The organism is Shewanella benthica KT99, assembly GCF_000172075.1.
Lineage (GTDB): Bacteria > Pseudomonadota > Gammaproteobacteria > Enterobacterales > Shewanellaceae > Shewanella > Shewanella benthica_A.
In genome coordinates this window covers 1-26,916 of the sequence record NZ_ABIC01000041.1, presented here as the reverse complement: position 1 = coordinate 26,916, position 26,916 = coordinate 1, and the positions used below count along the sequence as shown (strand labels likewise).

Here is a 26,916-nt window from a genome sequence, read left to right as displayed (position 1 = left end):
ACTCCATGTTGAGTATTATTCCTTTAATATGTAGCCGTTAATCCTTTGCTCCATGGCCACTCATTAAATGTAGGCCAAGCCCGCACTTCCTGCCAAATATCTACCAAGTTAAATTAGATCTTAGCCAAACCTTGTTCCAGGTCGACAATAAGATCTTCAACTGACTCTATCCCCACAGAGATGCGCAATAAATTCTCTCCTATGCCAGCGGCTTCCCGCTGATTTTTATCATAGGTAGCATGGGTCATAGAAGCTGGATGTTGTATAAGAGATTCCGCATCACCTAAACTCACCGCGATAGAAAAGAGTTGCAGACTATTGATAAACTCGATGGACAGGTCTAAGTCAGCATCGAGCTCGAAGGCAATCACTCCACCGCCCCTGCGCATCTGCTTGCCAAGAAGATACTGACCATAACTCCCCTCGATTCCTGGGTAATATACCTTAAGTACTTTCGGGTGAGATAATAGATATTCGACCACTTTCTCGGCATTATCACAATGCCGTTCCATTCTCACATCTAAGGTTTTTAGCCCCCGCAGGATCAACCAGGCATCATGGGGAGACAGGACTCCACCTAAATCTTTCATGGTTTCGAATTTAATCTTCTCTATCTGCTCATCACTGCCACAGATGATTCCGGCAATGACATCACCGTGTCCGTTGAGATACTTAGTCGCACTGTGCACAACCAAATCGACTCCATGAGCCAGAGGTTGCTGCAATAAGGGTGTCATAAAAGTATTGTCTATGATACTGATCAAACCATGCTTTTTTGCAATTGATACCAGTGCATCTAAGTCAAAAACATCGAGGTGAGGATTAACAGGTGTCTCACAAAAAAGCACTTTGGTCTTCTCGGTTATCGCTGCAGAGATCGCATCGAGATCCTTAAAATCAACCAAGGACACCTCAATCCCAAACTTGATCAACTGAGTCGTCATCAGTGAGAAAGTACAGCCGTATACGGCCTTGGAAGCGACCAGGTGATCGCCTTGTGAAAGATTAGCCAGCAGCGCCGAAGAAACCGCCGCCATGCCTGATGCCGTAGCGGCTGCTGCTGCAGCACCTTCAAGCTCAGCCATCTTGCGCTCTAACTCAGCTGTGGTCGGGTTACCCAGTCGGGTATAGATATAACCCGCTTCATCGCCGGCAAATCTGGCGGCTCCCTGCTGTGCACTATCGAATACGAAAGTGCCCCTGAACTGTCTTTGATATGTCCTGCGTGTATGACTTGCGTGGCCAGCTCTCTCACTTTTCAACCTTAATCTGTTGCACTTATTGTATTACCTCAGCAGTATCCACCGGCGGTTAATATTATTATATAAATAATGTCATATGAAAGTGCCGATGGTTATAAATATCAATCCTACTAATAATGTGATCGTTCAGCGGGAGTTCAAAGCGCTGTAGGCAAGGTCTATATTTGCTCCTGCAATATAGACATTCACCACATCCATGTGGCTTGCGGATGCTTGAAGCTAATAGTTATTCTCGGCAACAAGCTCCTGCGTTGCTCTCGATAATTGCTCCTGCATTATTCTACCTTCACCCGTCCATGGGCTCGTACCTCCTGCATCTGACCTCCATGGTCTTAAGCGTTCCATACGCTTTCAAGACATTTCCCATATCCCTATGGGTCAGGGAAATGTCTTATTTTGTATGGAACAAAATAGACCATTCAGTCATATATCGAAGGCATCTAACGTAGCTAAAGTGCTTTGCCCTTTGCTTTAAACATCAGCCGCACTACGTGAGCCTCTCAGACATTCCACTTCTACGTTGCATTAACTTAAAAGGGAACAACCATTTCCTCATCAATGCGCCTTGAATTGAAAAGCCTGAGTGGCTCTGAACTGTTCACCTATTTAGTGAGATTGATATCACCATGTACCCAGACACTATCTGGAGTAAACAGTGGCGGAGAAACAATCAAGTTCCAGATGTAAAGTCTTTATTACATTTGACTTTTTCTTTGACCTTGCCATTAAATACCGAAGAAGATAACGCCTTAAGATCTAACAATAACTCTTTATGCATTCCTGAAAGTCTGGGCCTGGAAGACTCTTTAAAGGAGAGAGGCCTACACAGCGCCATTGCTTGATAACCTAAACGAGCCGTCAGTAGGCCGCCACCGAGTCCTTGTCCAAGACGGGCAGACAACTTACCGGACATCTCAACTGAAAGTAATTGAGTGCCAAGATCTGTCGCTATTTCACTGGTACCAGCATAGATGATGTTGGTGATAACCCCTCTTATCAACTTGATACGGCTCCAGTAACCCAATTCAATACCATAGCAGTGGGCAATCTTGACTATCATACGTTGGTTTCGCCACAGAATAATGGCCATATCGAGCACCGCCAGAGGGCTCGCCGCTAATAACAGCGCCGATTCTTGCGCGAAGCGGCGAACAATTTTCTTTGCCACCTTATCTCTATCACGCAATATGATCTCATCGAATAAAATCAGTTTCTCAGCATCGTTATGCCCATCTCGGCTAGCGTCATGATACTGAGTAAAATCTATTCCTGCTGGTAGATTAGTGATGATGTTACCGATAAATTTATCGGCTTCGCCCTGCTGCATACTTTGAGCGAGTCTATCCCCGGTTTGTTGCGCCTCTTCCACCGACTTTAGCCTAAGCAAATGACGCCATTCACGAAGTATGAGTTTCCCCGCCCATAACGAGATCAACAGAGTCACACTGGAGTACAAACCGAATAACCAAGGGCTCTCCAGCCAAGCGTCCCTCAACCCCAGAGTCGTCTCTGTGATCGCCAGAGCAATGAGTCCCATGATGATGAGCTTGGCAAGCAGAGAACGCTGAGGTTTGGTTGCGCGACTGATGTTTTTTTCAAACAGTCCCGAACGTTCAGATAAGCTAGAAGCGACCTCATTGTCTATGACCTCGTCGGTCAAGGCCTCTCCCTCATTATCATGAGGAGTCTGAATAAATTGGGCTTGCTGTTCGAATCGCTGAGCGTCCCGAAAACTTGGTGCTGCTTCATCCACTCTGGATTCAAATACCTGTTTGGGTTTGATGCTATTTTCGGCCTCATTTTTAGCGCCTTGCATATCTTCTTGCGAAGGAGCAACGTCTCTATCTTTCATATGATTCTCTCATCACTGCCAACTATTTGAGCTTGTCACCGAGCAAAAATTGCAGCAAATGGTCTAGTCGTATATGTTCAAAATCGGCTTCATCGGATTGAGGAGCATAATTAGGTGGCGCGAAGCTGGTAAACTCAAAGCCCTGAGACTCCCAAAAATCAGCCCCAGGCAATGATTTTGGCACTTCCCCCGGAAACAGAGTGATTGGCTCTCTGTCATTCAAACTGACACCTTTGACGACTTCGATTTCGCCCTTACCCGATCTGATCATGCCGTGCTGGGTAGCTTTGATGGCACTGATTGCCATGGTCTCGACCTCACACCCTTCAAACTTCGCCTGCCTCTGACTCTGTTTAACCAGTTGGGTCAGTAATGACAACACATTACCTTGTTGATCCCTGGTGATATGATCGACCTTACTCGCCGCGAAGAGCAGTTTGTCGATCCTGGGTGAAAACAGGCGTTTTAATAGGTTAGACTGTCCAAATTTAAAACTCTCCATGATGCCATTAAGCGCTTGTGTCATGTCATCGAACTGCTCCTTGCCTCTGTTTAGCGGCGTAAAACAATCGACCAGTAGCAACTGACGGTCAAAGGTAGAAAAATAGTCTTTATAGAAAGGCCTTATCACCTTGTCCTGATACTCTTTGTAGCGAGTTTTCAACACTTGATAGGCCGAGTTAGCATGGGTATTTTCAAGGCTTGCCCGCGCATCTGCGGATGTATTTAGCAGAGGAAAAAAAGCCAACACCGGGGAGCCGGCAAACTCACCGGGAAGGAGTAATCGACCCGGCTGAGCATAATAAAAACCATGTTTATGCACGCTATCTACCAATACCTCCCGGTATAACTCGGCTATGCGTTTTAACTCTGCTTCGTCGGCATTAGCCCCTAACTCCAGCGAGTCTAAGGCCGCGACGAAATCTGGATAATATTGCGACTTAGCCAATATCGGCTTACGCAGCTCCTGCGCCATGGACCAGTGCTCATAGTTTTGTTTGAGCATAGGCAGATCGAGTAGCCACTCACCAGGGTAGTCAATAATATCCAGATACAGACTGGCGCTATCAGTGAATTTAGCCAATATTCCTTGGCTAGGTTGATATTTGAGGGTTAACCTGATTTCACTAATATTACGTGTCGATGCTGGCCATTGCGGAACGGCTTGCTTTAAGGCATTCATGCCTAGCTCATAGTCGAAACTTGCCACGGTCAAGTCTGGCTGAAGCGCACGCTTTACGCCATACAAACGCTCATCTCTGGTGACTTGCCATAAAGGAAGGTTATTACTCTTTCCTGAGAGACCCGCGTTAAGAAGTTGATTGACAAGCCCGGTGATGAAGGCTGTTTTCCCTGAACCCGAGAGTCCAGTGACGGCTAATCTGATATTTCGATCTGAAGCCCTATGGGCGAACGATTGAGTTTTATTACTGAATGTTTTGCCTAACTTAGATAAAGAGCGGTTGATACGACCCATAGCCTGCACTTAACGTTATGTGGGCGACTGGGCCGCCCATTGGAAGGATTAAAGGTTATTGATCTCTTGTTTCAAGTCGAAACTGTCCGAGGTGACATGACTTTCCAATTTTTGAAGCCTGATTTCTAAACTTCTAAATTGAGCATTTACATCATGCAGAGCCATCTTCGCAGGCTCACCCGATTGCCAAACCTTCTTCTTTATTTCTATATCCTTATGCGCTTTTTTATTTTTGTCGCTACCGAGTTTAATATCTAAAATCATCCAGAGTAAGACATAGATGATCAACACAATCCCCGAGCCACCTAAGAGAAGTATTGAAACTGCGACCACTCTCACTAGCCAGGTTTCAAAGCCGAAATAGTCTGCGATTCCAGCACAAACCCCAGCTATTTTACCCGATTGAGGAAGGCGATATAAGGTACGTTCTCTAGTGTCACTCATTTCAATTCCTCCGCGTTAAAAGGTCTGCCCCGCCAGTTGAAACCGCACTAAGTCTGATGTCACTGCTACTCATTGCGTCCCCTCCATTGTGGTGATTCACTGTCTAAAATCGCTTCCAATGTATCGATACGTTGAGCCATCTTATCGGCTCTGCCGATCAGTTCATTAAGTTGTGAATACTCTTCTTCAGTAAGTCCCTGGCTCACCTGACGCTTGCTGCGGTAGTGAAGTATCAGCCAAATGGGCGCCACGATTATCAGAAAAATAATAATTGGGGCCATTAAAATATCCATGTTCATAACTCACCTCTGAATTGTAATTATTTGGCTTTAGCTTTTGCCTTGCTGCTCTTTATTTTGGCTTTTAATGCCTCAAGCTCGGCATTGACAGAATCTTCGGCTTCCAGTGCGGCAAACTCATCAGTTAAACTTTTCTTGTTGCCCAGATCATAGGCATCGACTTGTGACTCGAGTCCCTCTACACGGCGCTCATACTGCTCAAACTTACTCATAGCGTTATCTATCTTGCTAGAATCAAGTTGCTTCTTCACTTCTAAGCGTGAAGATGCTGTTTGCTTACGCATGATGATGGTCTTTTGACGAGCCTTGGCATCGGCTAGCTTCTGCTGCAGCAAGTTAACCTCCTCTTTTAAGCGAGAAATCTGCTCTTCAACAATCACAAGCTCTTGAGTCAAGGTATCGGCAAGCTCACTCGCTTGCTGTTTTTCAACCAGAGCGGCTTTAGCAAGGTCTTCACGGTCTTTCGACAATGCAAGCTCGGCTTTCCCTTCCCAGTCGAGTACCTGCCCCTGCACCTTAGTGATACGACGGATTATCTCCTTCTTCTGGGCTAATACTTTAGCCGATGTAGAACGAACCTCTACTAAGGTGTCTTCCATCTCTTGAATAATCAAGCGAACCATTTTTTCTGGATCTTCGGCTTTATCCAGTAATGAAGAGATATTTGAATTTATGATATCTGCGAAGCGAGAGAAAATTCCCATAATGCTGTCCTTAAATTAACGTTGGTTTCGTAAAAATTAATCCACTTTCTGTGCCAACTTTTCATATCTCATAAAATACAGTAACTTAACCAATATATTAACTTTTTCTTTCTTTTAATAACAGAGGGTCTTATTATTATTTTCACCAACTATTAGCGTTAAAGACTAAAACTTACTGTGACAAATCAATTTCAGCAAGATAATCTTATCGGTCAATCGAATGCGCTCCTCGAAGTATTGGAGCATGTTTCACAGATCGCACCTCTGTCTAAGCCCGTCCTTATCATTGGCGAACGTGGTACAGGTAAGGAGCTAATTGCAGAACGACTTCATTTCCTATCCGCACGTTGGGAGCAAAGCTTTATTAAGCTTAATTGTTCTTCATTGAGTGAGAATTTACTCGAAAGTGAGCTTTTTGGCCATGATGCCGGGGCTTTTACTGGCGCAAATAAAAAACATCTGGGTCGATTTGAGCGCGCCGATGGCGGTAGCTTATTTCTCGATGAGCTGGCGAATACTTCAGGACTTGTCCAGGAAAAATTGCTTCGCGTCATAGAGTACGGTGAATTTGAGCGCGTTGGTGGCAGTAAAACAGTACGAACAGATGTCAGGCTGATCTGCGCGGCTAACGAAGATCTTCCCACCTTAGCCGAAGCCGGTGAATTTAGAGCCGATTTACTCGACAGATTGGCGTTTGATGTGATCACCTTGCCTCCTCTGCGTCACAGGCAGGAAGATATCATGATCTTAGCCGAATACTTTGCCATAGGCATGGCCAGGCAACTGAAACATGAGCTATTTCCTGGCTTCAGCCCCAGAGCAATACAACAACTGATGGATCATAACTGGCCGGGTAACATACGCGAGCTTAAAAACGTGGTGGAGAGAAGCGTCTATCGTAATCCAGACATAGAAGCGCCCATTACCAATATAGTGGTCGACCCTTTTGCCTCACCCTATCGCCCGACAACAAGAGTGAAGACGCGCGCAAGACAACATCAGGCGAGCAACCAGGGTTCGCCTGAGCCCAGTAATAATAAAATCAACTTCCCCATTGATTTTAAAGAACATTGTGAATATTTGGAAGTCACACTTCTAAAACAAGCATTAGAGGCGGGTCAATTTAACCAAAAGAAAACCGCCGAACTTTTAAACTTAAGTTATCACCAATTACGCGGGATTTTAAAAAAATACAACTTACTCGACAAAACTTAATACGCCTTAATAACATATGTTCATTGCTCATCGGCGATCAGCACTGCTAAAATGGCCACCAAAGTCCTGAAAAATTGATCTGTCGATGAGAGTGCTGCTTAAGCGTCTATCTTTATACCCCACCATATCCTGCATCTGTGTTTTGCTTGCAGCTTGTGGGCCGAAGCTTGTCCCACCTGGGATAGTCTACTGCTCCGAGGGAAACCCTGAATCTTTCAATCCGCAACTGGTCACGTCAGGAACGACTGTGGATGCGACTTCACAGCAGATCTACAATGGGCTAGTGAATTACGATATAAGATCCGGCCAGATAGAACCCTCTTTAGCCACGCACTGGCAGCTCAGTGACGATGAATTAACTTACACTTTTCAATTACGCAGAGCAGTTAATTTTCATCACACCGCAGAATTTACACCGACACGTCATTTCAATGCTGACGATGTCTTGTTCTCATTCAACCGGGTGATCGATTCATCCCACCCTTTTCATCATGTCTCCAAGACGGGATATCCGTTTTTTCAGAGCATAGGCTTCGATAAACAGATCGAGTCAATTGAAAAACTGTCTGACTATGAAGTCGCCTTCCATTTGAAACATAAAGATGCCTCTTTCATCGCTAATTTAGCTTCCGGGTTTGCCGTTATCTTGTCGGAGGAATATGCAGCTAGCTTGATTGAAAAAGGTGAACCAGAAAAAATTGACCGTAACCCCGTCGGTACCGGACCTTTTCAGCTAGTCAAATATGTCAAGAACGACTATATACGCTACCATCGTAATGAGGGTTATTGGGGACTCCTGCCCACTGCAGAACTGCTAGTGTTTAATATCACTCCTAAGAGTACCATCAGACTGGCTAAACTCATTACTGGCGATTGTAGCGTATCGGCCCTACCAAAGGCTGGAGAACTCGCGGTTATTTTCCAACATGATGAACTCGAAGTAGATTCACTGCCTGGGTTTAATGTCGCATTTTGGGCGTTTAATACTCAAAAACCCCCCTTTAATGATGTCAGAGTGCGTAAAGCCTTAGCCCACGCCGTCGACAGGGATAATATTCTCAGAGCGGTTTACCTGAAGACGGCTGTAGGATCTACCGGCATGCTGCCGCCTATGTCTTGGGCATATTCGAAAAATCAGAGCCTAGTAGATTATAATCCCGAGAAAGCCAAACAATTGTTAAGAGAAGCTGGCATAAAAAACCTCACAATCGATATCTGGGCCATGCCCGTCGCACGTATATACAACCCTAATGCCCATAAAACGGCTGAACTCATTCAAGCAGATCTGGCAGACATAGGCGTTAAGGTCAATATCGTTAGCTATGATTGGAGTGTATTCAATCAGAAATTAAGCAAGAATGATTACGACTCTGTGCTTATAGGTTGGAATGCCGATAACAGCGATCCAGACAACTTTTTTACTCCGATCCTTAGCTGCGCATCCGTACAGTCGAACAGTAATCGTTCCCGTTGGTGTAACCCGAAATTCGATGACATTCTGTTTAAAGCAAAATCAATCACTTCGAAAAAAGACCGTAAAGCCCTCTATCAAGAGGCCGAGGCTCTGTTTGCACAAGAACTGCCTATGCTCCCCTTCGCCCATGCGACCCGACTTATTTTAAAGAAGAAAGGGATAGATAATAGCCAGCTCACTCCATTTGGCGGGATCTCCTTTAATGCCGATCACAATAGGGATATGATGAATATTGAGGAGATAAGATAATGGCTCGGTATCTGTTACGTAGAATGAATCTGTTTGTGGCCACATCCTTGGTGCTACTCGCTGTGCTGTTTATCGCCACACACCACTTCCCCGTCGAGATACGGTTTGCACTGACCGGCATACATGCCCCAACAGTCGAACAGATCGCACAAATCGATCGAGATTATCGACTCGAGAGTAACCAATTAGGCCAATTTATTGGATACCTTCAGCAAAGGGTAACGGGTAATTTGGGGGTTTCGGCGACATCACAGCAGCCAGTGATCGACGAACTAGCGGCAGTATTACCCGCATCATTCGAACTGGCTATTGTCGCTGCTGTATTAGCTCTGCTTTTTGGTATCCCCCTCGGCATTTTGGCATCGATGAGTAAAAACAAGATCACCCAACACACCATAATGACCATCACCTTAACGGGATATTCTATTCCGGTTTTTTGGCTAGGGTTAACCTTATCACTCTGGTTTGGTGTACAACTAGGTTGGCTGCCCATCTCTGGCCAGCTAAACTTGCTCTATGAAATTGACCCTATCACAGGATTTGTGCTGATTGACACCCTACTTTCAGATTCACCCTATGCAGACTCAGCCTTTATCGATGCCCTGCAGCACATCATATTGCCAGCGGTCACCCTGGCCGTGCTCCCATTCACTGTGGTGGTGAGAAGCACACGCTCGGCGATCATATCCATCATGGATAAGACCTACATTAAGGCGGCTGAGGCCAGAGGCCTACATACCAGCCACATAGTGTTACGTCATGCTCTGCCCAACGCCTTGATACCTGTGCTGAAAAGTCTAGGTCTTATGTTAGGTACGTTCGCCAGTTACGCCATGATAGTTGAAGTCATTTTCTCATGGCCAGGCGTAGGAGCCTGGTTAGTCTCGGGTATCTATCAAAGGGATTACACAGTGATCCAAGGGGGGGTGTTGGCAGTTGCCTTGATCATCATATTTTTAAGTATCATGATTGAAGTCCTTCATACGGCAATCAACCCCCTAAGTAGGAAAGAGCTTTATGCCGCAAATTAAGATCTATCAGGAAGATGAGATACCCTCTCCTATGCGCAGGTTCTGGCATGCATTTTTAGATAATCCATTCGCTTTTGCCGGATTATGGACGGTGATTTGTTTCTTGTTACTGGCCCTATTTGGTCCGCTTATCGCCCCCTATGCTCCGGAGCAACAGGACCCACATGCCCTCTTATTGGCACCATCATGGGATGCAAGCGGAACTGTAGAGCACTTTCTTGGTACCGACGATTTAGGTCGAGATATTTTCAGCCGCCTACTCCATGGCGCTCACTTAACCTTCGGTTTGGCCTTAGGCATCGTCCTCGCATCATTGGTTCTTGGTTTTATTATCGGTTCAATTTCAGGCATGATGAAAGGACTAAAATCAAGCATTCTCAGTCACCTGCTTGATGCTTTGTTGTCAATTCCCTCCCTATTAATGGCGATATTAGTGGTCGCAGTGATGGGACCGGGATTAGAAAACGTTTTTTGGGCCGTGGGCATTGCGCTTACGCCTCAGTTTGTCCGTGCTATTCATCAAGCCATTCATGAAGAATTGCAAAAAGAATATGTCACGGCCGCAAGACTCGATGGTGCGAATCAGTTTCAAATTTTTTGGTATGTCATCATGCCAAATATATGGGACACCTTGATCATACAAACTACCTTAGGGATCTCGGCGGCCATTCTGGATATTGCCGCGCTGGGTTTCTTAAACTTAGGCGCACAAGCCCCGAGCCCTGAATGGGGTGCCATGGTATCCCAGGGAATGGATAACCTGTTAACCGCCCCATGGACTGTGACGATACCCGGCATTGCCATCTTGTGCTGTGTCCTATCCATTAACTTAGTCGGCGATGGCTTACGATCTGCCTTGTCGCCGCTCAATAATTAATCTTGATACCTGATTATGCCCTTACTCGATATTCGTAACCTCACCATTGAACTAGACACCCCTCACGGGCGCGTCAAGGCTCTGGACAAAGTCAGCTTGACAATTAATCCAGCCGAGATTCACGGCTTAGTTGGAGAGTCCGGTTCTGGCCGCAGCTTATTGGCTCGAGCTATCTTAGGGATCCCAGGCCATAACTGGACGATCAAGGCCGACCGCATGTTGTGGGATGGACACAATCTGTTAGAGATGAGTTCAAAACAAAGACGCAACCTGATGGGGAGCGATATTGCCATGATATTTCAAGACCCATCCAGCAGCCTAGATCCTGTTATTCGTGTCGGTACCCAGCTTGTTGAAGCCATGCCAGAAAATAAGAAACTGCCTTTCTGGCGACGCAACGCAGATAAGAAGAAGACCGCAAGAAAATGGCTGCATAAGGTAGGCATCAAGGACACGCAAAAAATCATGTCCAGCTATGCCTGGGAACTGTCGGAAGGTGAGTGTCAAAAAGTCATGATAGCCATGGCTATTGCCAACCAACCTAGGCTGCTAATAGCCGATGAGCCAACCAACTCCATGGAGATGGACACACAGGCGCAGATCTTTCGCCTGCTGACTAAATTAAACCAGCTACAGGATTTATCCATTCTGCTGATCAGTCATGAGCTCGAGACCTTATCAATCTGGTGTGATCGACTGTCGGTGATGTATTGTGGACAAATCATGGAGTCAGGTCCTACGGCTGAAATCTTAGCCCATCCTTATCATCCATACACTAAAGCACTGCTTAATAATATTCCGCACCACACGGGACAAATCGCTCACAAATCGATCATGCGTACACTGCCAGGCTCAGCACCTACACTGCAACACCTTCCCATAGGTTGCCGGCTCGGTCCAAGGTGCCCTCGCGCCGAAAAGAAATGCGTGATTCGTCCTAATTTAAGTCATAAAAAAAATCGATATTTCGCCTGCCATTTCCCTTACCAAGAAGAAACATGTAATGACGACACCTCTGCTTCAAGTTAGAAACCTAAGTAAGCGTTTCTATACAGGCTACAAAGGGTTTAAACGTGAGTATAATCAAGCTTTGTTTCCTGTTTCCTTTGAGCTCAACAGAGGAGAAACCTTAGCGATTGTTGGCGAAGCCGGTTCGGGAAAAAGCACCCTGGCAAGGATACTCGTTGGCGCCGAAACCCGCAGTAGTGGCGAGATCTATTTCGAAGGGGAAGCGCTGGAAAAACGAAACCTGAAACAAAGATGTAAGTTGATCAGGATGATTTTTCAAGATCCAAACACATCACTGAATCCTAAATTAACCATCGGGGCTCTGCTCGATGAACCACTCAAGTTTAATACCGAACTCAATGCCAAACAGCGTAGGGAACAGGTCGTCGATAAACTCAGAAAAGTGGGTCTGTTACCCGAACACGCAGATTTCTACCCTCACATGATTTCTGAGGGGATGAAGCAACGTGTTGCCGTTGCCCGTGCGCTCATGCTGGATCCCAAAATAATCATCGCGGATGAAGCTCTCACCGCCCTCGACCTTTCGGTCCGCTCACAAATTCTCAACTTATTGTTAAAACTTCAAAAAGAGATGGGACTGTCTTATATTTTCGTGTCGCATAACCTCAGCATCATTCGTCACTTTAGCGATAAGGTGATGGTGCTTCACCATGGGAAGATGGTTGAGAAAGCGACAACAGAAGAATTATTCAATGCACCAAAACATGAATATACTCAACGTCTGGTCCAAGAGCTAAGCCTCTTTAGTCAGAAACGACTCCACAGGACAATCAAGAAGCATGGTTAATCCATAGGTTATAGCCATACTTGACTATACTTGACCATGAAGATTAAACGCCTTAAATGATAAGAGTCAATCGATTCCAATCCAGTAAACTGCTCTTACCACTGGCCATTTTTAAAGAAAATCAGGAATAATGAGTGCCATTTGGCGCTTGATTAATTATCCTATCATCACTTTTTAAAGAGAAGATGAAACATGATAATCAAACCTAAAACACGTGGCTTTATATGCACCACTACTCATCCTGTTGGTTGTGAAGCTAATGTACTCGAACAGATCAATATCACTAAGGCGAAGGGAAGCTTAAAAAATGGCCCTAAGAAAGTTTTAGTTATCGGCTCTTCAAGTGGATATGGTCTATCTTCTCGTATTGCTGCCGCCTTCGGCAGTGGCGCTGCCACTCTCGGGGTATTCTTCGAAAAGCCAGGAACTGAAAGGAAATCAGGCTCGGCCGGTTGGTATAACTCAGCGGCCTTCGATAAGTTTGCTAAAGCGGAAGGCTTGTATTCTAAGAGCCTCAATGGTGATGCATTCAGTCATCAAGCTAAACAGAAAGCCATCGATATTATTAAAGCCGACTTGGGCCAAATCGATATGGTGGTCTACTCTCTAGCCTCTCCGGTGCGTAAAATGCCCGATTCGGGAGAGCTTATTCGCTCAGCGCTTAAGCCTATTGGCGAGACTTATACCGCTACTGCAGTAGACACCAATAAAGATCTTATTATCGAAACCAGCGTAGAGCCAGCCAGCGAGCAAGAGATCCAAGACACAGTGACAGTCATGGGCGGTGATGACTGGGAGCTGTGGTTAGCAGCGTTATCTGAAGCTGGCGTACTGGCTGATGGCTGCAAGACTGTAGCCTATAGTTATATCGGCACAGAATTGACCTGGCCTATCTACTGGCTCGGCGCCCTGGGTAAAGCCAAAATGGATCTTGACCGCGCAGCAAAAGCCTTAGATAAGAAGTTATCTGCCACAGGTGGTAGCGCAAATGTCGCCGTACTTAAGAGCGTTGTCACTCAAGCCAGCTCTGCGATCCCGGTCATGCCACTTTATATCGCCATGGTCTTTAAGAAGATGCGCGAAGAAGGCTTACATGAAGGCTGTATAGAGCAGATCAACCGCATGTTCGCTGAGCGTCTGTATCGTGAAGATGGTCAAGCGCCCCAGGTCGATGACGCTAATCGCTTACGCCTAGATGACTGGGAACTAAGAGAAGAGATCCAGCAGCATTGTCGCGATCAATGGCCGTTAGTCACCACTGAAAACTTGACAGAGCTGACCGATTACCGCGAGTATAAACAAGAATTCCTCAAGCTATTTGGTTTTGGCATAGCGTCTGTGGATTATGAACTAGATGTCAATCCGGAAGTGAGCTTCGACGTCGAACAGATCTAATCTGTATCAAGAAAGGCTCGGTAAACAATGAAGTTGTTACTGAGCTGGCTGCAGTTGATTAATATCAACTGACACCTCTACAAGGGCATAGACTCATTGTACCCATTGGTACTGGTCTATGCCCTTGCTTATATATACCTCAAGCATCAACTCCCAACTATCCTGACAAAGAGTTAGCCCCAGCCTCAACAAACAATATAATTTACTCACCTTTTTACTCAGCTTTAAACACCAGATGGTTTACTTGTCAGATAACAAGTTGCTGAAATATCTATTGTGGGTTCATTGGGCGGATTTTGTTATTTGGTTAGCTTCAAGAATGCCATAAATTCATTCTAATCTATAGCCTGCGGCTCGCCCAACATGTAAACACTTCTACGAGGTGCCGCAAGCACATCCCTGTGGGCTCTGCGGTTTCAAACAACGTCCATGTTTAACGGCCAGTTCGGCCTCTCGTTCGAAGAGTATCACTTCGCGATACCTCACCCTGACATCGAAGGTCACAGCCGCGTTCACACCTGAGTATTTGCTTCTTCGATTTGAATTTTACTGGCATGTAGCTCATTTTTGGACATAAGTGCGTTAGAACATTGATTCTAATTAACCTGACACTGATTAGAAAAAGTATCTTAGATCTATTCGAAAGCCCTAATTCGCTCCGCCCCCTTTATCACTTATAACAGTTCAAGTCTGGGAGGTAGTTACTAGGTCTGTCTAATGTGACAGACCCAGCGATTTAGGATTTTAGGTTGGTGTAGGTTAGAGGTTAGAGGTTAGAGGTTAGAGGTTAGAGGTTAGAGGTTAGAGGTTAGAGGTTAGAGGTTAGAGGTTAAGCATAAAAGATGGTAAGTAAACATTTAGGTCGTTGTTAACTTTGTGCTGAATCTTATCGATGATAGAAAGCTCTTTATTATCGAAGCAAATTAGATAGTTGTTCTCATCCTCTCTATGGGCACGCGGTTGGACTATTTTGGCATCTTCATAGCTCAATCCTAGTGCATGACCGATTTCTAAAACGGTTCCATCAGTATCAGTATCTAAAATAGTTAAGCTGATATTACTGATACCTTTATCTTTCCACCCTCTCAGGAAGCCTGACCATAGATTAGCTTTAAGGTTTGATGAACCCTTGAATTTATCAGCGTTCCATACAGAAAAGATTTTTGGCTTATCTATATATGTGATACAAATTTCGGCTAGTCTTGTATTTAACAAGGCAGCTTTAAAGTCTGCTTCATTACTGGGGTTAAAGCTAATCGTAGGCTTGCGCTCAGGTATCTTAGCCACTGAGTCTATTAGACGATTTATTACCACATCAGGGGTGTCAAAGCCTTGGGCTAGCTCAGATAAGCGTTTATATGTTTTGTCGGAAATCTCGATTTTCATAAGTTACCACCAAATCATTAATGAACCACATTCAAATCATATGATTTGAGTATGATTGCAATGTTTGGTTGTGATTTTTTAACTAAAACGCACTCTACCTTTGCCCGAAGCAGAATAAAACCTGAATGCGGATTAGAACTATAGTATTGATAATAATGGATTTAATCATGGTAAAACTTATCAGTATTCCACAAGTAAAAGCCCAGAAACCGGTACTATCTGGTAAGCCCCTAGTATTCTAAACACATTACTAGTATGAGAAAAAACAAGTAAAATGGTGATTTTATGAACTGAGAAGCTAGTAAGGTGTAACTTCGAATGGGGCAATAACGACTTAGATTGATCACTCTAAACCATACCTGGACAGAAGTTTGTTAGAACTAATGTTCTAAAGTTGTAGCACGGGATTAGAAAATGTAAGAAAACTGAGTATGCAAAAGGAAAGGCCTGCCCCTAGCTTTTTGGCCTCTAGTCTGCACTATCAACTGGGCCGCAATCAACTGACACTGGGTAGCAATATGGGATACACCGCCATGCTTCGGTGTGGCGGTGTATCCAGCCCCAAGAGCATGATGCCAGGCAATGAGACCCCGCACGGCCCTTCTTAGGTATCGCGTCGTTTGAGCGAGCCGAGATCATCGAGATATTAGAAGGGCATTTGGGGACAGCGGTATTTATCGACCTACTGCGCATGTCGATAAATACCGCTGCGTGGATAAAGGGGCTGACCACTTTATAATTTACTAGCGTCATTATGAAAAGCATGGCAATAAGATGAGAATATTTCATGGATCGTAAAAATACAGCTAAGCGGCAACACTATGTTCCAAGACTTTTACTAAAGAGATTTGCAGACAGTAAAGAGTTGATATGGGTATTTGATAAGTGGGAAAAAAGGGTGTTTAAATCTTCAATTAAAGGCGTAGCAGCAGAGACTTATTACTACAATTTTGAAGTCTCAGGAGTTGAATATAGTTTAGAGGATAAGTTAACGGAATATGAAAGCAAGGCATCCAAAATTATTGATAGTATTGTTGATAACAATTCATTATCGAACCTCACAGAAGAAGATAAGTACAGTTTGTCAGAGTTCATATCAATTCAGTATCTGAGAACTCCATATGCTTTCAATCAGTCCCTTAAGCTACATGACCATTTGATGGGGGAGCTTTTGTCTAGAGGTATTAGTCCTGAGCAAGTAGAAGGTTATCAAGAACCGACTGAATATTCATCTAGGCTCTGGAGGATGTCCCTTCTCTCTGACTTCGATTTGTTTACTCAGAATTTTTTTAATAAGACATGGCTTTTGCAAGCTTCATCTGCAGAATCACAGTTCTGGATTTCAGATAATCCTATATCCTTTCAAAGTACAACAGGAGATGAAGGAGAGAGAGGTAAAATCGGTTTAGAAGTAGATGGAATTGAAGTATACCTTCCTCTAACTAAAGATCTTACATTAGTACTCTGGTGCGGAAATAGAGCAAGCTACTTATGTGAGAGCTTTAAGTCGATAGAAGAAGATTATGAATTTAGGCAACTACGTCCTGAACAATTTGAATCTATAGAAAATCTATATCATTGCATTAAAAAAGGCAAAGTTATGGCTTCTACAAAAGATAATGTAACCAACGTAAATTCACTTCAAGTCAAGTATTCATCTAGGTTTATTTTTTCTTCTAGTAGTGACTTTAGCCTTGCTGAAGAAATGATAGATTCTGAACCTCACTAAATAAGGCAACGGTGAGATTTGCTGGGTTCAGGTCTTGCGTTTTGCCTTTCCATTAATTCTTGTATTGCAAAAAAAGAATACTCAAATGTGCTTAAGGATCTGCGCTAACGCACAAAGGGGCAGAGATGAGCTACGAAGCCTAGCAATAAACCTAAATTGAAGAGATAGGCTGCTTGTGAAAACCTCAGTGTAGATGCAGCTTCGAACAAGAGGCAAGGATACTGAACTGGCCGTGGTTTGAAACCGCAGAGCCCACAAGGACGTGCTTGCGGCGTCTCGCAGAACCTTCTCAAAATAAAGAGTGCACATGCCTCGCCGGCCAGGCGGTAGATAACAATGACGCATAAAATTATAAACACACAACCCAACATGAACTAAGCCAGAAGATAATCAGAAAATGTATTAAGCCTTCATTCGAAGGCTAGTAAACTTTGATGGCGGAAATGCCAATAAATGAATGGAACATTTATGGCCAGACATAACGAAGATTTATACCATCTGACCTACAAGGATGTAGGAAATGCCAAGAAGAGGTAGGGAACCTCTTTGGCCCTGGCCTATCTTTAATGAATGGTCATAAAAAAGGTCAGCTATTGCTGACCTTTAATTTAAGTGAATACACTCACCATGCGTTCATTACTGTGCAGAGCTGTATACCACGTCGGCTTTGGCTTTTAATATCGCAATCATGGCTCGGTAATCACCTTCACTGTATTGTGCGCTCAGACGTTGCTTGAGAGCACTCAGCAAGTTGTCATCGATACCTTCAGCTGCATTCACCTTATCTAACACGATAACGGCATAACCATTGGCGAGGGCAACAGTATCGACAACCGCAGAATCTGCAGGTTGCGCCATCTGAAACGCCTTGCTGGTGATAGCGGCATCGATACCTTGTTCGAAACGTCCAAGGTTTGTCTTAGTCACAAACTCAGTGCTCGACTCAGCATCATTGAAAGAGCTCATTAATGTTTGAGCCTTATCACGAGCCACTTCGTTAGCTTGCTCCTGCTTCAAACGCTCAACAATAGCGGCTTTTACCTTAGTAAAATCGACAGTGCCCGCTGCAGTATGCGACTTGATGCGGATGACCATGGCATGGTTAGCATCTATCTCTATCACATCGCTGTTCATTCTATCGAACAGTACGTTGGTAGAGAAAGCCGCCTTCAACACATCAGAATTATCGAATGGTGCTGGTGCATTAGTGCGAGTAAACACGGGAGAAGTCATCACCTCGACTCCAAGCTCGCTCGCCGCTTCACTCAAGGTATCAGGCACTTCATAGGTCACGTCGGCAAGTGTCTGCTGCAAACCATAATAAGTGTCGACCGCTGCCTTATCTTTAAGCTGAGCGATAATCTTATCTTTCACATCGACAAAGGGTGCTTCAACCTCAGGCTGGATGTCGAGTAGCTTGATGATATGGTAACCAAAACTTGTCTTCACCACGGTCGAATATGAACCTTTTGACAGTGAATAAAGCACATCATCGAAAGCGAGTTCCATGACGCCTTGTTCAAACCAATCTAATTGACCACCCTGCTCGCCACTAAAGGTGTCTTCGGACTCGGTTTTAGCAAGCTGAGCAAAATCGTCACCCGCTTGAAGCTTGGCATAGATAGCCTCGGCTTTAGCTTTTGATGCCGACTCATCATCACCAAGATTAATCAGGATGTGCGCCGCGAGGCGTTTCTCAGCCTTTAGATACTGCTGCTTATTCTCATCATAATAGGCTTGAGCCTCTGCATCAGTCACAGTCACATCGTTAGCCATATCAGTAGCATTAAGCTCAATGTATTCGAGACTCAGAGTCTCAGGACTCATGAATTGTGCAAGGTTCGCATCAAAAAATGATTGCGCCTGTTCATCGGTCACTTCTACATCGGCTACAAATGGGCTTGCATCAACAATATGGTAACGAATATCGCGGGTCTGCCCTTGAATACCGGCTAGGTAACTGATTTCACCTGGAAGCACGAATTCAGAACCGACCAGAGAAGCAACCAGTTGACGGCGGGTCATGTCGGTACGCATCATGTTTCTGAACGTATTAGCCTGATAGCCTAACTGACGCAAGATGGCGAGATAACGGTCGTTATCGAATTGGCCATCGGTCTGAAATGCCGGCTCAGTCATGATGGCATTCTTAATCTGCTGATCTGACACTCGTAGACCAAGTTCAGTGGCGCTTTGATCGAGTAACTTTTCTGCGACCAAACGTTCTAACACGCTTTGCTTTACACTTGCCAGATAAGTATCATCTGCGGCTAACGCTTGGAACATTTCACCCAGTTGTTGCTCTAATCGAGCACGTTCACTTTGGTAGGCCTGTTCCAAGGCTGACTCACTGATCTCTTCACCATTAACGGTGGCAGCGGCTGCCTCTGTCGATGACCCTAAGTAACTACTTACTCCAGAAAATGCAAAGGAAAATATTACTAGTACCAGAATGCTTTTTGCAATCACGCCCTGTGAGGCTTCGCGAATCTTCTCTAACATCTGTTCTCTCGCTCGTTGCGATTAAAAAATAAAAAGGCGCATCACGTTTGAGATGCGCCTTTTCGTAAACTTGAGGTCATTAGCAACCTATGCTACTTAATGCCTGTCATACTCAATATTCGTAAAAGCACCGCTTAAGCAGTGCCTATCTATTACGAAGCTCTTTAAAGAAAAAGAGTGGTAAAACCGATCTTAGTTCACAGCGTCTTTCAGAGCTTTACCTGCTTTGAAAGCAGGAATATTTGCTGCAGCAATCTTAATCTCTGCACCCGTCTGTGGGTTGCGACCAGTACGCTCAGCACGTTGACGCACTTCAAAAGTACCAAAACCAACAAGAGAAATCTTATCGCCATTTTTAAGGCTGTCAGTGACTGCGCCGATGAAAGAATCTAATGCACGGCCAGCAGCCGCTTTAGAAATGTCAGCACCAGTAGCGATTTTCTCGATTAGTTCAGATTTGTTCATGTCATCCCCTTGAATGTGATTTTTGCACCGCAACCAAATCCTTCGCTAAAGCGGTCTGCGGTGGCTTTTATAACAAGCTTGAATCTACAACTCAAACTCGGTAGGAAAAGCAAGATAAATATAATTGGATATAGCTCAAAACCAGTTGCCATAAGGGCTTGAGAAGAATGGGCTACCCACGAACCTAGGCTACCACAGCTGGCGAGTTTAAAAAGCCCCTTTTTGCAGTTTTTTACTACAAAGGGGCAATTTTTTGCGTTAACTCGTGTTTTTAACGACTTCGAAGCCTTCAATGGGCCGCTCTAATGCCAATTTTAATACTTCATCGATCCAGCGTACTGGATAAATTTTCAAGTCGGCGATGACGTTGGCAGGGATCTCTTCCAAATCTCGTTCATTGTCCTTTGGAATCAACACTATTTTGGTTCCACCACGATGGGCAGCAAGCAATTTTTCCTTCAATCCACCGATAGGCAATACCTCACCACGCAGGGTAATTTCACCTGTCATGGCAACATCGGCACGTACCGGATTTCCCGTTAGGCTAGAAACCAAAGCGGTACACATAGCCGCACCAGCCGAAGGCCCATCTTTCGGTGTTGCCCCTTCTGGAACATGAACATGGATATCACGTTTCTCATAGAAATCAGGATTGATGCCTAACTGTTCGGCGCGAGCTCTGACCACTGTCATCGCAGCCTGAATTGACTCCTGCATGACATCGCCGAGTGAACCTGTGTAACTTAGCTTACCTTTACCTGGTACCGAAGTGGCCTCAATAGTGAGCAAGTCACCACCCACTTCCGTCCATGCCAACCCAGTCACTTGACCGATCTGGTTATTGGACTCGGCTCTACCATAGTCACAACGCTGCACACCCAAAAATGATTTAAGGTTATCCTGATCCACATCCACATGCTTAAGCGTCTTGTCGAGCAAGATACGCTTAACCACTTTACGACAGATCTTAGATAACTCACGTTCGAGTGATCTCACACCCGCTTCACGAGTGTAATAACGAATGATACCTATGATGGCACTATCATGAACTGTCACTTCTTTGAGTTTAAGGCCGTTACGTTCTATCTGCTTGGGCAACAAGTGTTTCTTAGCGATATTAAGTTTCTCATCTTCGGTGTAACCCGAGAGACGAATGACTTCCATACGGTCAAGCAGTGGACCCGGGATATTCATCGAATTAGAGGTCGCAACAAACATCACATCAGACAGATCGTAATCCACTTCTAAATAGTGATCACTAAAGGCCGAGTTCTGCTCAGGATCTAGCACCTCTAACAGAGCCGACGCAGGATCGCCACGCATATCGCTGCTCATCTTATCAATCTCATCGAGCAGAAACAGCGGGTTTTTAACCCCGGCTTTAGCCATTTTCTGGATGACTTTGCCTGGCATAGAGCCAATATAAGTACGACGATGGCCACGGATCTCGGCCTCATCACGTACGCCACCCAAGGCGACGCGAATATACTTGCGCCCGGTTGCCCTAGCAATAGACTGACCTAATGAGGTTTTACCCACGCCTGGAGGTCCCACTAAACAAAGAATTGGACCTTTAAGCTGCTTGACTCGGCTTTGAACCGCCAAGTACTCTAAAATGCGTTCTTTGACTTTTTCTAAACCAAAATGATCTGCATCCAGTACGTCTTGAGCCTTGGCTAGATCGCGTTTGATCTTGGAGCGTTTATGCCAAGGCACTGAGATCATCCAATCGACATAGCTACGAACGACGGTTGCTTCTGCCGACATGGGCGACATCATCTTAAGTTTGTTCAGCTCAGAGGTCGCCTTCTCTTTGGCTTCCTGCGGCATCTTAGCCTCTTCAATCTTCTTGGCTAAGGTTTCAAATTCATCATGAGACTCATCGATGTCTCCCAACTCTTTTTGAATCGCCTTCATCTGCTCGTTGAGGTAATACTCACGCTGACTCTTCTCCATCTGCTTCTTGACTCGAGAACGGATCCGCTTCTCAACCTGTAGCAGGTCGATTTCGGACTCCATCATGGCCATCAGATACTCGAGGCGCTCGGCAACATCGACCATCTCAAGCACAGATTGCTTATCTTCGAGCTTAAGCGGCATATGCGCCGCCATGGTATCGGCAAGACGTGCGGCTTCTTCGATCCCTGACAGTGAGGTTAACACCTCAGGTGGGATCTTCTTATTCAGCTTGATGTAGCCCTCAAACTGGCTAACGGCAGAACGAACTAACGCCTCTTCCTCTTTCTCAGCCATGGGCTCAGATTCCAGGTATCGAGCTGTGGCGACGAAGAAAGATTCCTCGTCTGAATATTTCTCGATGTGTGCACGTTTGCCACCTTCAACCAGCACTTTGACTGTGCCATCGGGTAACTTCAATAACTGTAAAATTGAAGCGACTGTACCCACTTCAAAAATGTCATCAATGCTTGGGTCATCGAGCTCAGCATCTCGCTGGGCAACCAAAATAATTTGTTTGTCTTGCTCCATCGCCGATTCCAGGCAACGAATAGATTTTTCCCGTCCTACGAATAACGGAATTACCATATGGGGATATACCACCACATCTCTCAGTGGCAGTACGGGTAGTTCGATTCGCGCTTCACTCTCTTGTGTCATAGCTCGATTCCGTTTGATGATAATACTAATGATTATATTGGGATGAATTGATTGGTTTCAATGGCTAACAACAAATATATAAACTGAGCGAATAAAAAAGGAGCCATATGGGCTCCCTTTCAATTCTTATGAGTCTGTTTCTGAGAAACTTACTCTGCGCCCGCAGCCTTGGGCTCGCTATTCTCATAGATGAGTATAGGGCTTGATTCCCCTTTAACGACAGATTCATCTATCACGACTTTAGCAACATCATCGGACGAAGGTAGGTCATACATGATATCGAGTAAGATACCTTCGACGATTGAGCGTAATCCACGAGCACCGGTCTTACGCATCATCGCCTTCGCTGCGATAGCTTTCAGTGCATCTTCTGTGAACTCCAGCTCTACACCTTCCATCTCAAACAATGCAGCAAACTGTTTAGTCAGAGCGTTCTTAGGTTCAGACAGAATTTGTACCAAGGCCTCTTCATCTAGCTCAGTCAATGTCGAAAGCACAGGAAGACGGCCGACAAACTCAGGGATCAGGCCATATTTAATCAGATCCTCTGGCTCAACCTGCATCAGGATCTCAGAGATAGTGGCTTTATCGTCTTCACCTTTAATTTGAGCACCAAAGCCAATACCACTGCCTTTATGACTACGTTGCTCAATCACTTTCTCTAGACCAGAAAAAGCGCCACCACAAATGAACAGAATCTTAGAGGTGTCGACCTGTAAGAACTCTTGCTGAGGATGCTTACGTCCTCCTTGAGGCGGTACAGAAGCGATGGTGCCTTCTATCAACTTGAGTAATGCCTGTTGCACACCTTCACCGGACACATCACGGGTGATCGATGGGTTATCAGACTTACGGCTGATCTTATCGATCTCATCGATGTAAACAATGCCACGCTGGGCCTTCTCGACGTCATAATCACATTTTTGCAGCAGCTTCTGAATGATATTCTCAACATCTTCGCCCACATAACCCGCCTCGGTTAATGTGGTTGCATCGGCCATGGTAAATGGCACATCGAGGAAACGAGCAAATGTCTCGGCGAGTAGCGTCTTACCACTACCCGTTGGGCCTATAAGCAAGATATTACTCTTGCCCAATTCCACGCCATCTTTATGATTCGAATTTTTTAACCGCTTATAATGGTTATATACCGCGACAGAGAGGACTTTTTTTGCCTTATCTTGTCCGATGACATAATCATCCAGATGAGCTCTTAACTCATGGGGTGTCGGTAACTTGTCCTGATCTTGCTTCGGTGAAATATCTTTGATCTCTTCCCTAATAATATCGTTGCAGAGTTCAACACACTCATCACAAACATATACTGAAGGGCCAGCGATGAGTTTACGAACCTCATGCTGACTCTTTCCACAAAAAGAGCAGTACAGTAGTTTCCCACTGTCACCGGTACTTTTGTTGTCGCCCATTACACTACCTCTTGCGCTGTCTGCACTACTTAAATCTACTTATTGCCTCACTACTACTCAGCATAGCTCAGCCAAAGACAAAAATCAGCCCTGTTTACTCATCACAGAATCGATGAGTCCATATTCAGCCGCTTGAGCGGCACTCATAAAGTTATCGCGATCCGTATCGCGTTCAATCACTTCCAGCGATTGACCCGTATGCTCAGCCAGCATCTGGTTTAACTTATCCTTAATGCCCAATATCTCCTGAGCATGAATGGCTATATCGGAAGCTTGCCCCTGAAAGCCACCCAATGGCTGATGGATCATCACTCTGGAGTTTGGTAAACAATGACGCTTACCTGCTGCGCCACCAGCGAGCAAAAACGCCCCCATACTCGCAGCCTGACCGATACACACAGTGCTGACATCCGGCTTGATGAATTGCATTGTATCGTAAATCGCCATTCCGGCAGTAACCGAGCCACCTGGGGAATTAATATACAGGAAAATATCCTTATCCGGGCTCTCAGACTCCAAAAACAGTAATTGTGCAACGACAAGGTTAGCCATATGCTCTTCGACCGGACCAACCAGGAAGATGATACGCTCTTTTAATAGGCGAGAATAGATATCGTACGAGCGTTCACCCTTGGCAGTTTGTTCAACTACCATAGGCACTAGTGCATTGAATACTGATTCTGGTGCATTTTGCATTATTAATAATCCCTAAATAAAAACGGCTCGCATGAGGAACCTCATACGAGCCATTATAAATGGTTAACAACCATTTAAGTCAAGCTAAGCTTAGCCTTGTTGTGTAGACTTGTTCATAAATTCTTCAAAGTTGACTGATTTTTCAGTTACTTTGGCAGTTTTTAACAAAGATTCTACCGCTTGCTCTTCAAGAGCGACGTTGCGCATGTTCTGCATCATCTCTTGATTATCCTTGTAGTGTTCAACAACTTCACTTGGATCTTCGTACGCCGAAGCCATAGAAGCAATAAGCGCCTGAACACGTTCGTCTTCAGCTTTTAGCTCGTTAGTCTTGATCACTTCACCAAGTAGTAGGCCAACTCTTACGCGACGTTCTGCTTGCTCAGTGAATAGGTCTGCAGGTAGTTCTGGCATGTTAGTAGCCTGATCACCGAAACGCTGCATCGCTTGCTTACGTAAAACCTCAACTTCGCCATCGATAAGCGACTTAGGCAAACTAATTTCATTCTGCTCAAGTAGACCTTTAAGCACTTGCTCTTTAACACTGGCTTTAAGTGCTTGCTCAAGTTCACGACCCATGTTCTTGCTGATCTCAGCCTTAAGCGCTTCTAGACCACCTTCGGTCACGCCGAATAGCTTAGCAAACTCGTCGTTAACTTCTGGAAGGTTAGCCGCTTGAACTTCGTTCAATGTGATAACGAACTTAGCCACTTTTCCTTTCAAGTTTTCGGCATGATAATCTTCAGGAAAAGTGACTTCGATATCGAATTCTTCACCCGCTTTATGACCTTCAACACCAGACTCGAAGCCTGGGATCATACGGCCACTACCAAGTTGTAGTTCGAAGTTTTCAGATTTTCCACCTTCGAACTCTTCACCGTCAACTGAACCCACGAAGTCGATCATCGCCTTGTCGCCGTCAGCGGCTTCACGCTCTACAGCTGCAAAAGTAGCGTGTTGCTTACGCAATGTTTCAATCATAGCGTCAACATCAGTATCTGTGACTTCGGCAGTGGGTTGTTCAACAACGATAGCATCAAGACCCTTTAGTTCTACTTCTGGGTAGATCTCGAAAGTCGCAACAAACTGGAAATTATCAGTATTTGACTCGCCAGGTATGAAAGTGGGTGCGCCGGCTGGGTTTAATTTCTCAGCAACGATAGCTTCAACGAAATTACGCTGCATCACTTCGCCAGTGATATCTTGACGGATAGCCTTACCATAACGCTTGTTAATGACACTAACTGGCACCTTACCTGGACGAAAACCAGGCAGACGAGCCTTCTTCGCTTCGCTTTTTAATGCTGCATTGACGGTCTTTTCAATCTGCTCAGCAGGAACAGAAATAGTTAGGCGACGCTCTAGGCCTTGAGTTGTTTCAACAGAAACTTGCATTGTTTTACCTCGAAATAAGTCTGACATCCTTTGTAATAGTCGAAGGATCAACTATTAAATTATTCGTTTCTTGATCTTAAAATCTGACTAGAAAGCCCATCACAACTGAATTTCGGCTCTAATCACTCATAGTTGATAATTATCAAGACGCGACATTATAGACACGCTTTATCTCAGAGTCGACCTTAAAACGTGAATTACAGGCGTAAAAAAAGCGACCTAAGGTCGCTTTTTTTACTTTCTTCTACAAGAAATGGGGTGACTGATGGGGCTCGAACCCACGACAACCGGAATCACAATCCGGGGCTCTACCAACTGAGCTACAATCACCACTGATATGGTGCGCCCGGCAGGATTCGAACCTGCGGCCACCCGCTTAGAAGGCGGGTGCTCTATCCAACTGAGCTACGGGCGCTTCGAAAGTGAAAATATCACATCCTGAATAAGCGTTGAAAGACGTATCTTTCGATTTATCTGCTTGGTTTTCAGATAAATAAATAATTGGTCGGCCACTCTCTTTTATAAAGAGTGAGGATTCGAAGCTCTTAGCCTCTGTTCCTATTCGACCTTAAAGCAGGAAGGTTAACAACCTACTTTAATAAATT

At 44.9% G+C, this 26,916-nt stretch carries 22 protein-coding genes and 2 tRNA genes; 8 read left to right on the top strand and 16 right to left on the bottom strand.

Annotation, left to right across the window (positions count from 1 at the left end):
• Positions 1-113: 113 nt before the first annotated feature.
• The 6 genes from KT99_RS15955 to pspA form a co-directional block, all read right to left on the bottom strand.
• Positions 114-1,262 carry a trans-sulfuration enzyme family protein gene (locus KT99_RS15955; RefSeq protein WP_005502007.1) on the bottom strand — a complete coding sequence of 383 codons (1,149 nt, stop codon included), beginning with the start codon at positions 1,260-1,262 and terminating at the stop codon, positions 114-116.
• A gap of 670 nt (positions 1,263-1,932) precedes the next feature.
• On the bottom strand, positions 1,933-3,114 hold the full coding sequence (locus KT99_RS15950; protein WP_005502006.1) for a TIGR01620 family protein: 1,182 nt from the start codon (positions 3,112-3,114) through the stop codon (positions 1,933-1,935).
• A gap of 22 nt (positions 3,115-3,136) precedes the next feature.
• The gene (locus tag KT99_RS15945) at positions 3,137-4,591 is read right to left on the bottom strand and encodes a YcjX family protein (RefSeq protein WP_005502005.1); all 1,455 of its coding nucleotides are present in this window, start codon (positions 4,589-4,591) and stop codon (positions 3,137-3,139) included.
• Positions 4,592-4,639: 48 nt separating this feature from the next.
• On the bottom strand, positions 4,640-5,035 hold the full coding sequence (gene pspC / locus KT99_RS15940) for an envelope stress response membrane protein PspC (RefSeq protein WP_005502003.1): 396 nt from the start codon (positions 5,033-5,035) through the stop codon (positions 4,640-4,642).
• 65 nt (positions 5,036-5,100) lie between these two features.
• Positions 5,101-5,334: an envelope stress response membrane protein PspB gene (gene pspB, locus KT99_RS15935; RefSeq protein WP_005502001.1), complete on the bottom strand. Its 234-nt coding sequence runs from the start codon at positions 5,332-5,334 to the stop codon at positions 5,101-5,103.
• 20 nt (positions 5,335-5,354) lie between these two features.
• A complete protein-coding gene (gene pspA, locus KT99_RS15930; protein WP_005501999.1) occupies positions 5,355-6,038 on the bottom strand; it encodes a phage shock protein PspA in 684 nt (227 codons plus the stop codon).
• A 177-nt stretch (positions 6,039-6,215) separates the two neighbouring features.
• Here pspA and pspF point away from each other — a divergent pair, with 177 nt between their 5' ends.
• The 7 genes from pspF to fabV all read left to right on the top strand — a co-directional run bounded on the left by pspF (position 6,216) and on the right by fabV (position 14,095).
• Entirely contained in the window at positions 6,216-7,253 is a 1,038-nt protein-coding gene (gene pspF / locus KT99_RS15925) for a phage shock protein operon transcriptional activator (RefSeq protein WP_005501997.1), read from the top strand.
• A gap of 85 nt (positions 7,254-7,338) precedes the next feature.
• A complete protein-coding gene (locus KT99_RS15920; RefSeq protein ID WP_040572101.1) occupies positions 7,339-8,976 on the top strand; it encodes an ABC transporter substrate-binding protein in 1,638 nt (545 codons plus the stop codon).
• Positions 8,976-10,007 carry an ABC transporter permease gene (locus tag KT99_RS15915; protein ID WP_005501994.1) on the top strand — a complete coding sequence of 344 codons (1,032 nt, stop codon included), beginning with the start codon at positions 8,976-8,978 and terminating at the stop codon, positions 10,005-10,007. Before KT99_RS15920 ends, KT99_RS15915 begins: the two co-directional genes overlap by 1 nt.
• Positions 9,994-10,884 (top strand): ABC transporter permease subunit, encoded by an 891-nt coding sequence (locus tag KT99_RS15910; protein WP_005501992.1) that lies wholly within the window; start codon positions 9,994-9,996, stop codon positions 10,882-10,884. The genes KT99_RS15915 and KT99_RS15910 overlap by 14 nt, the downstream gene beginning before the upstream one ends.
• Positions 10,885-10,899: 15 nt before the next feature.
• Positions 10,900-11,913, top strand: coding sequence for a peptide ABC transporter ATP-binding protein (locus tag KT99_RS15905; protein ID WP_005501989.1), 1,014 nt, complete (start codon positions 10,900-10,902; stop codon positions 11,911-11,913).
• Positions 11,888-12,700 (top strand): peptide ABC transporter ATP-binding protein, encoded by an 813-nt coding sequence (locus KT99_RS15900; protein WP_005501987.1) that lies wholly within the window; start codon positions 11,888-11,890, stop codon positions 12,698-12,700. The genes KT99_RS15905 and KT99_RS15900 overlap by 26 nt, the downstream gene beginning before the upstream one ends.
• Positions 12,701-12,892: 192 nt before the next feature.
• A complete protein-coding gene (gene fabV / locus KT99_RS15895) occupies positions 12,893-14,095 on the top strand; it encodes an enoyl-ACP reductase FabV (protein ID WP_005501985.1) in 1,203 nt (400 codons plus the stop codon).
• 375 nt (positions 14,096-14,470) lie between these two features.
• Here fabV and KT99_RS22100 read toward each other — a convergent pair whose 3' ends face one another.
• Both KT99_RS22100 and KT99_RS15890 read right to left on the bottom strand, forming a co-directional pair.
• Positions 14,471-14,611, bottom strand: a complete 141-nt coding sequence (locus tag KT99_RS22100; protein ID WP_157752220.1) for a hypothetical protein — start codon at positions 14,609-14,611, stop codon at positions 14,471-14,473.
• Between the two features lie 306 nt (positions 14,612-14,917).
• Positions 14,918-15,481, bottom strand: coding sequence for a hypothetical protein (locus KT99_RS15890; RefSeq protein ID WP_005501981.1), 564 nt, complete (start codon positions 15,479-15,481; stop codon positions 14,918-14,920).
• 787 nt (positions 15,482-16,268) lie between these two features.
• Between KT99_RS15890 and KT99_RS15885 the strand changes: the two genes are divergently transcribed.
• Complete coding sequence (locus KT99_RS15885) at positions 16,269-17,210, top strand: DUF4238 domain-containing protein (protein WP_005501978.1); 942 nt, start codon at positions 16,269-16,271, stop codon at positions 17,208-17,210.
• Between the two features lie 636 nt (positions 17,211-17,846).
• Here KT99_RS15885 and KT99_RS15880 read toward each other — a convergent pair.
• The 8 genes from KT99_RS15880 to KT99_RS15845 form a co-directional block, all read right to left on the bottom strand.
• Complete coding sequence (locus KT99_RS15880) at positions 17,847-19,712, bottom strand: SurA N-terminal domain-containing protein (RefSeq protein ID WP_005501976.1); 1,866 nt, start codon at positions 19,710-19,712, stop codon at positions 17,847-17,849.
• Positions 19,713-19,904: 192 nt separating this feature from the next.
• Entirely contained in the window at positions 19,905-20,177 is a 273-nt protein-coding gene (locus KT99_RS15875; protein WP_005501975.1) for an HU family DNA-binding protein, read from the bottom strand.
• Between the two features lie 258 nt (positions 20,178-20,435).
• Positions 20,436-22,793 (bottom strand): endopeptidase La, encoded by a 2,358-nt coding sequence (lon, locus tag KT99_RS15870; protein WP_005501974.1) that lies wholly within the window; start codon positions 22,791-22,793, stop codon positions 20,436-20,438.
• Between the two features lie 149 nt (positions 22,794-22,942).
• Entirely contained in the window at positions 22,943-24,220 is a 1,278-nt protein-coding gene (gene clpX / locus KT99_RS15865) for an ATP-dependent protease ATP-binding subunit ClpX (RefSeq protein ID WP_005501973.1), read from the bottom strand.
• Positions 24,221-24,304: 84 nt separating this feature from the next.
• Entirely contained in the window at positions 24,305-24,916 is a 612-nt protein-coding gene (clpP, locus tag KT99_RS15860; RefSeq protein ID WP_005501972.1) for an ATP-dependent Clp endopeptidase proteolytic subunit ClpP, read from the bottom strand.
• Between the two features lie 90 nt (positions 24,917-25,006).
• Positions 25,007-26,311, bottom strand: coding sequence for a trigger factor (gene tig, locus KT99_RS15855; RefSeq protein ID WP_005501971.1), 1,305 nt, complete (start codon positions 26,309-26,311; stop codon positions 25,007-25,009).
• Positions 26,312-26,565: 254 nt separating this feature from the next.
• Positions 26,566-26,641, bottom strand: a tRNA-His gene (locus tag KT99_RS15850).
• 8 nt (positions 26,642-26,649) lie between these two features.
• Positions 26,650-26,726, bottom strand: a tRNA-Arg gene (locus tag KT99_RS15845).
• Between the last annotated feature and the right edge of the window lie 190 nt (positions 26,727-26,916).

What these genes read in the sequence shown, in the direction of transcription:
- KT99_RS15915 (WP_005501994.1), top strand. Translation starts at nt 8,976, where the DNA reads ATGGCTCGGTATCTGTTACGTAGAATGAATCTGTTTGTGGCCACATCC.
- clpP (WP_005501972.1), bottom strand. Translation starts at nt 24,916, where the DNA reads ATGCAAAATGCACCAGAATCAGTATTCAATGCACTAGTGCCTATGGTA.
- tig (WP_005501971.1), bottom strand. Translation starts at nt 26,311, where the DNA reads ATGCAAGTTTCTGTTGAAACAACTCAAGGCCTAGAGCGTCGCCTAACT.
- fabV (WP_005501985.1), top strand. Translation starts at nt 12,893, where the DNA reads ATGATAATCAAACCTAAAACACGTGGCTTTATATGCACCACTACTCAT.
- KT99_RS15900 (WP_005501987.1), top strand. Translation starts at nt 11,888, where the DNA reads ATGACGACACCTCTGCTTCAAGTTAGAAACCTAAGTAAGCGTTTCTAT.
- clpX (WP_005501973.1), bottom strand. Translation starts at nt 24,220, where the DNA reads ATGGGCGACAACAAAAGTACCGGTGACAGTGGGAAACTACTGTACTGC.
- pspA (WP_005501999.1), bottom strand. Translation starts at nt 6,038, where the DNA reads ATGGGAATTTTCTCTCGCTTCGCAGATATCATAAATTCAAATATCTCT.
- KT99_RS15890 (WP_005501981.1), bottom strand. Translation starts at nt 15,481, where the DNA reads ATGAAAATCGAGATTTCCGACAAAACATATAAACGCTTATCTGAGCTA.
- pspB (WP_005502001.1), bottom strand. Translation starts at nt 5,334, where the DNA reads ATGAACATGGATATTTTAATGGCCCCAATTATTATTTTTCTGATAATC.
- lon (WP_005501974.1), bottom strand. Translation starts at nt 22,793, where the DNA reads ATGACACAAGAGAGTGAAGCGCGAATCGAACTACCCGTACTGCCACTG.
- KT99_RS15945 (WP_005502005.1), bottom strand. Translation starts at nt 4,591, where the DNA reads ATGGGTCGTATCAACCGCTCTTTATCTAAGTTAGGCAAAACATTCAGT.
- KT99_RS15875 (WP_005501975.1), bottom strand. Translation starts at nt 20,177, where the DNA reads ATGAACAAATCTGAACTAATCGAGAAAATCGCTACTGGTGCTGACATT.
- KT99_RS15920 (WP_040572101.1), top strand. Translation starts at nt 7,339, where the DNA reads ATGAGAGTGCTGCTTAAGCGTCTATCTTTATACCCCACCATATCCTGC.
- KT99_RS15880 (WP_005501976.1), bottom strand. Translation starts at nt 19,712, where the DNA reads ATGTTAGAGAAGATTCGCGAAGCCTCACAGGGCGTGATTGCAAAAAGC.
- KT99_RS15910 (WP_005501992.1), top strand. Translation starts at nt 9,994, where the DNA reads ATGCCGCAAATTAAGATCTATCAGGAAGATGAGATACCCTCTCCTATG.
- KT99_RS15885 (WP_005501978.1), top strand. Translation starts at nt 16,269, where the DNA reads ATGGATCGTAAAAATACAGCTAAGCGGCAACACTATGTTCCAAGACTT.
- pspC (WP_005502003.1), bottom strand. Translation starts at nt 5,035, where the DNA reads ATGAGTGACACTAGAGAACGTACCTTATATCGCCTTCCTCAATCGGGT.
- KT99_RS15950 (WP_005502006.1), bottom strand. Translation starts at nt 3,114, where the DNA reads ATGAAAGATAGAGACGTTGCTCCTTCGCAAGAAGATATGCAAGGCGCT.
- KT99_RS15905 (WP_005501989.1), top strand. Translation starts at nt 10,900, where the DNA reads ATGCCCTTACTCGATATTCGTAACCTCACCATTGAACTAGACACCCCT.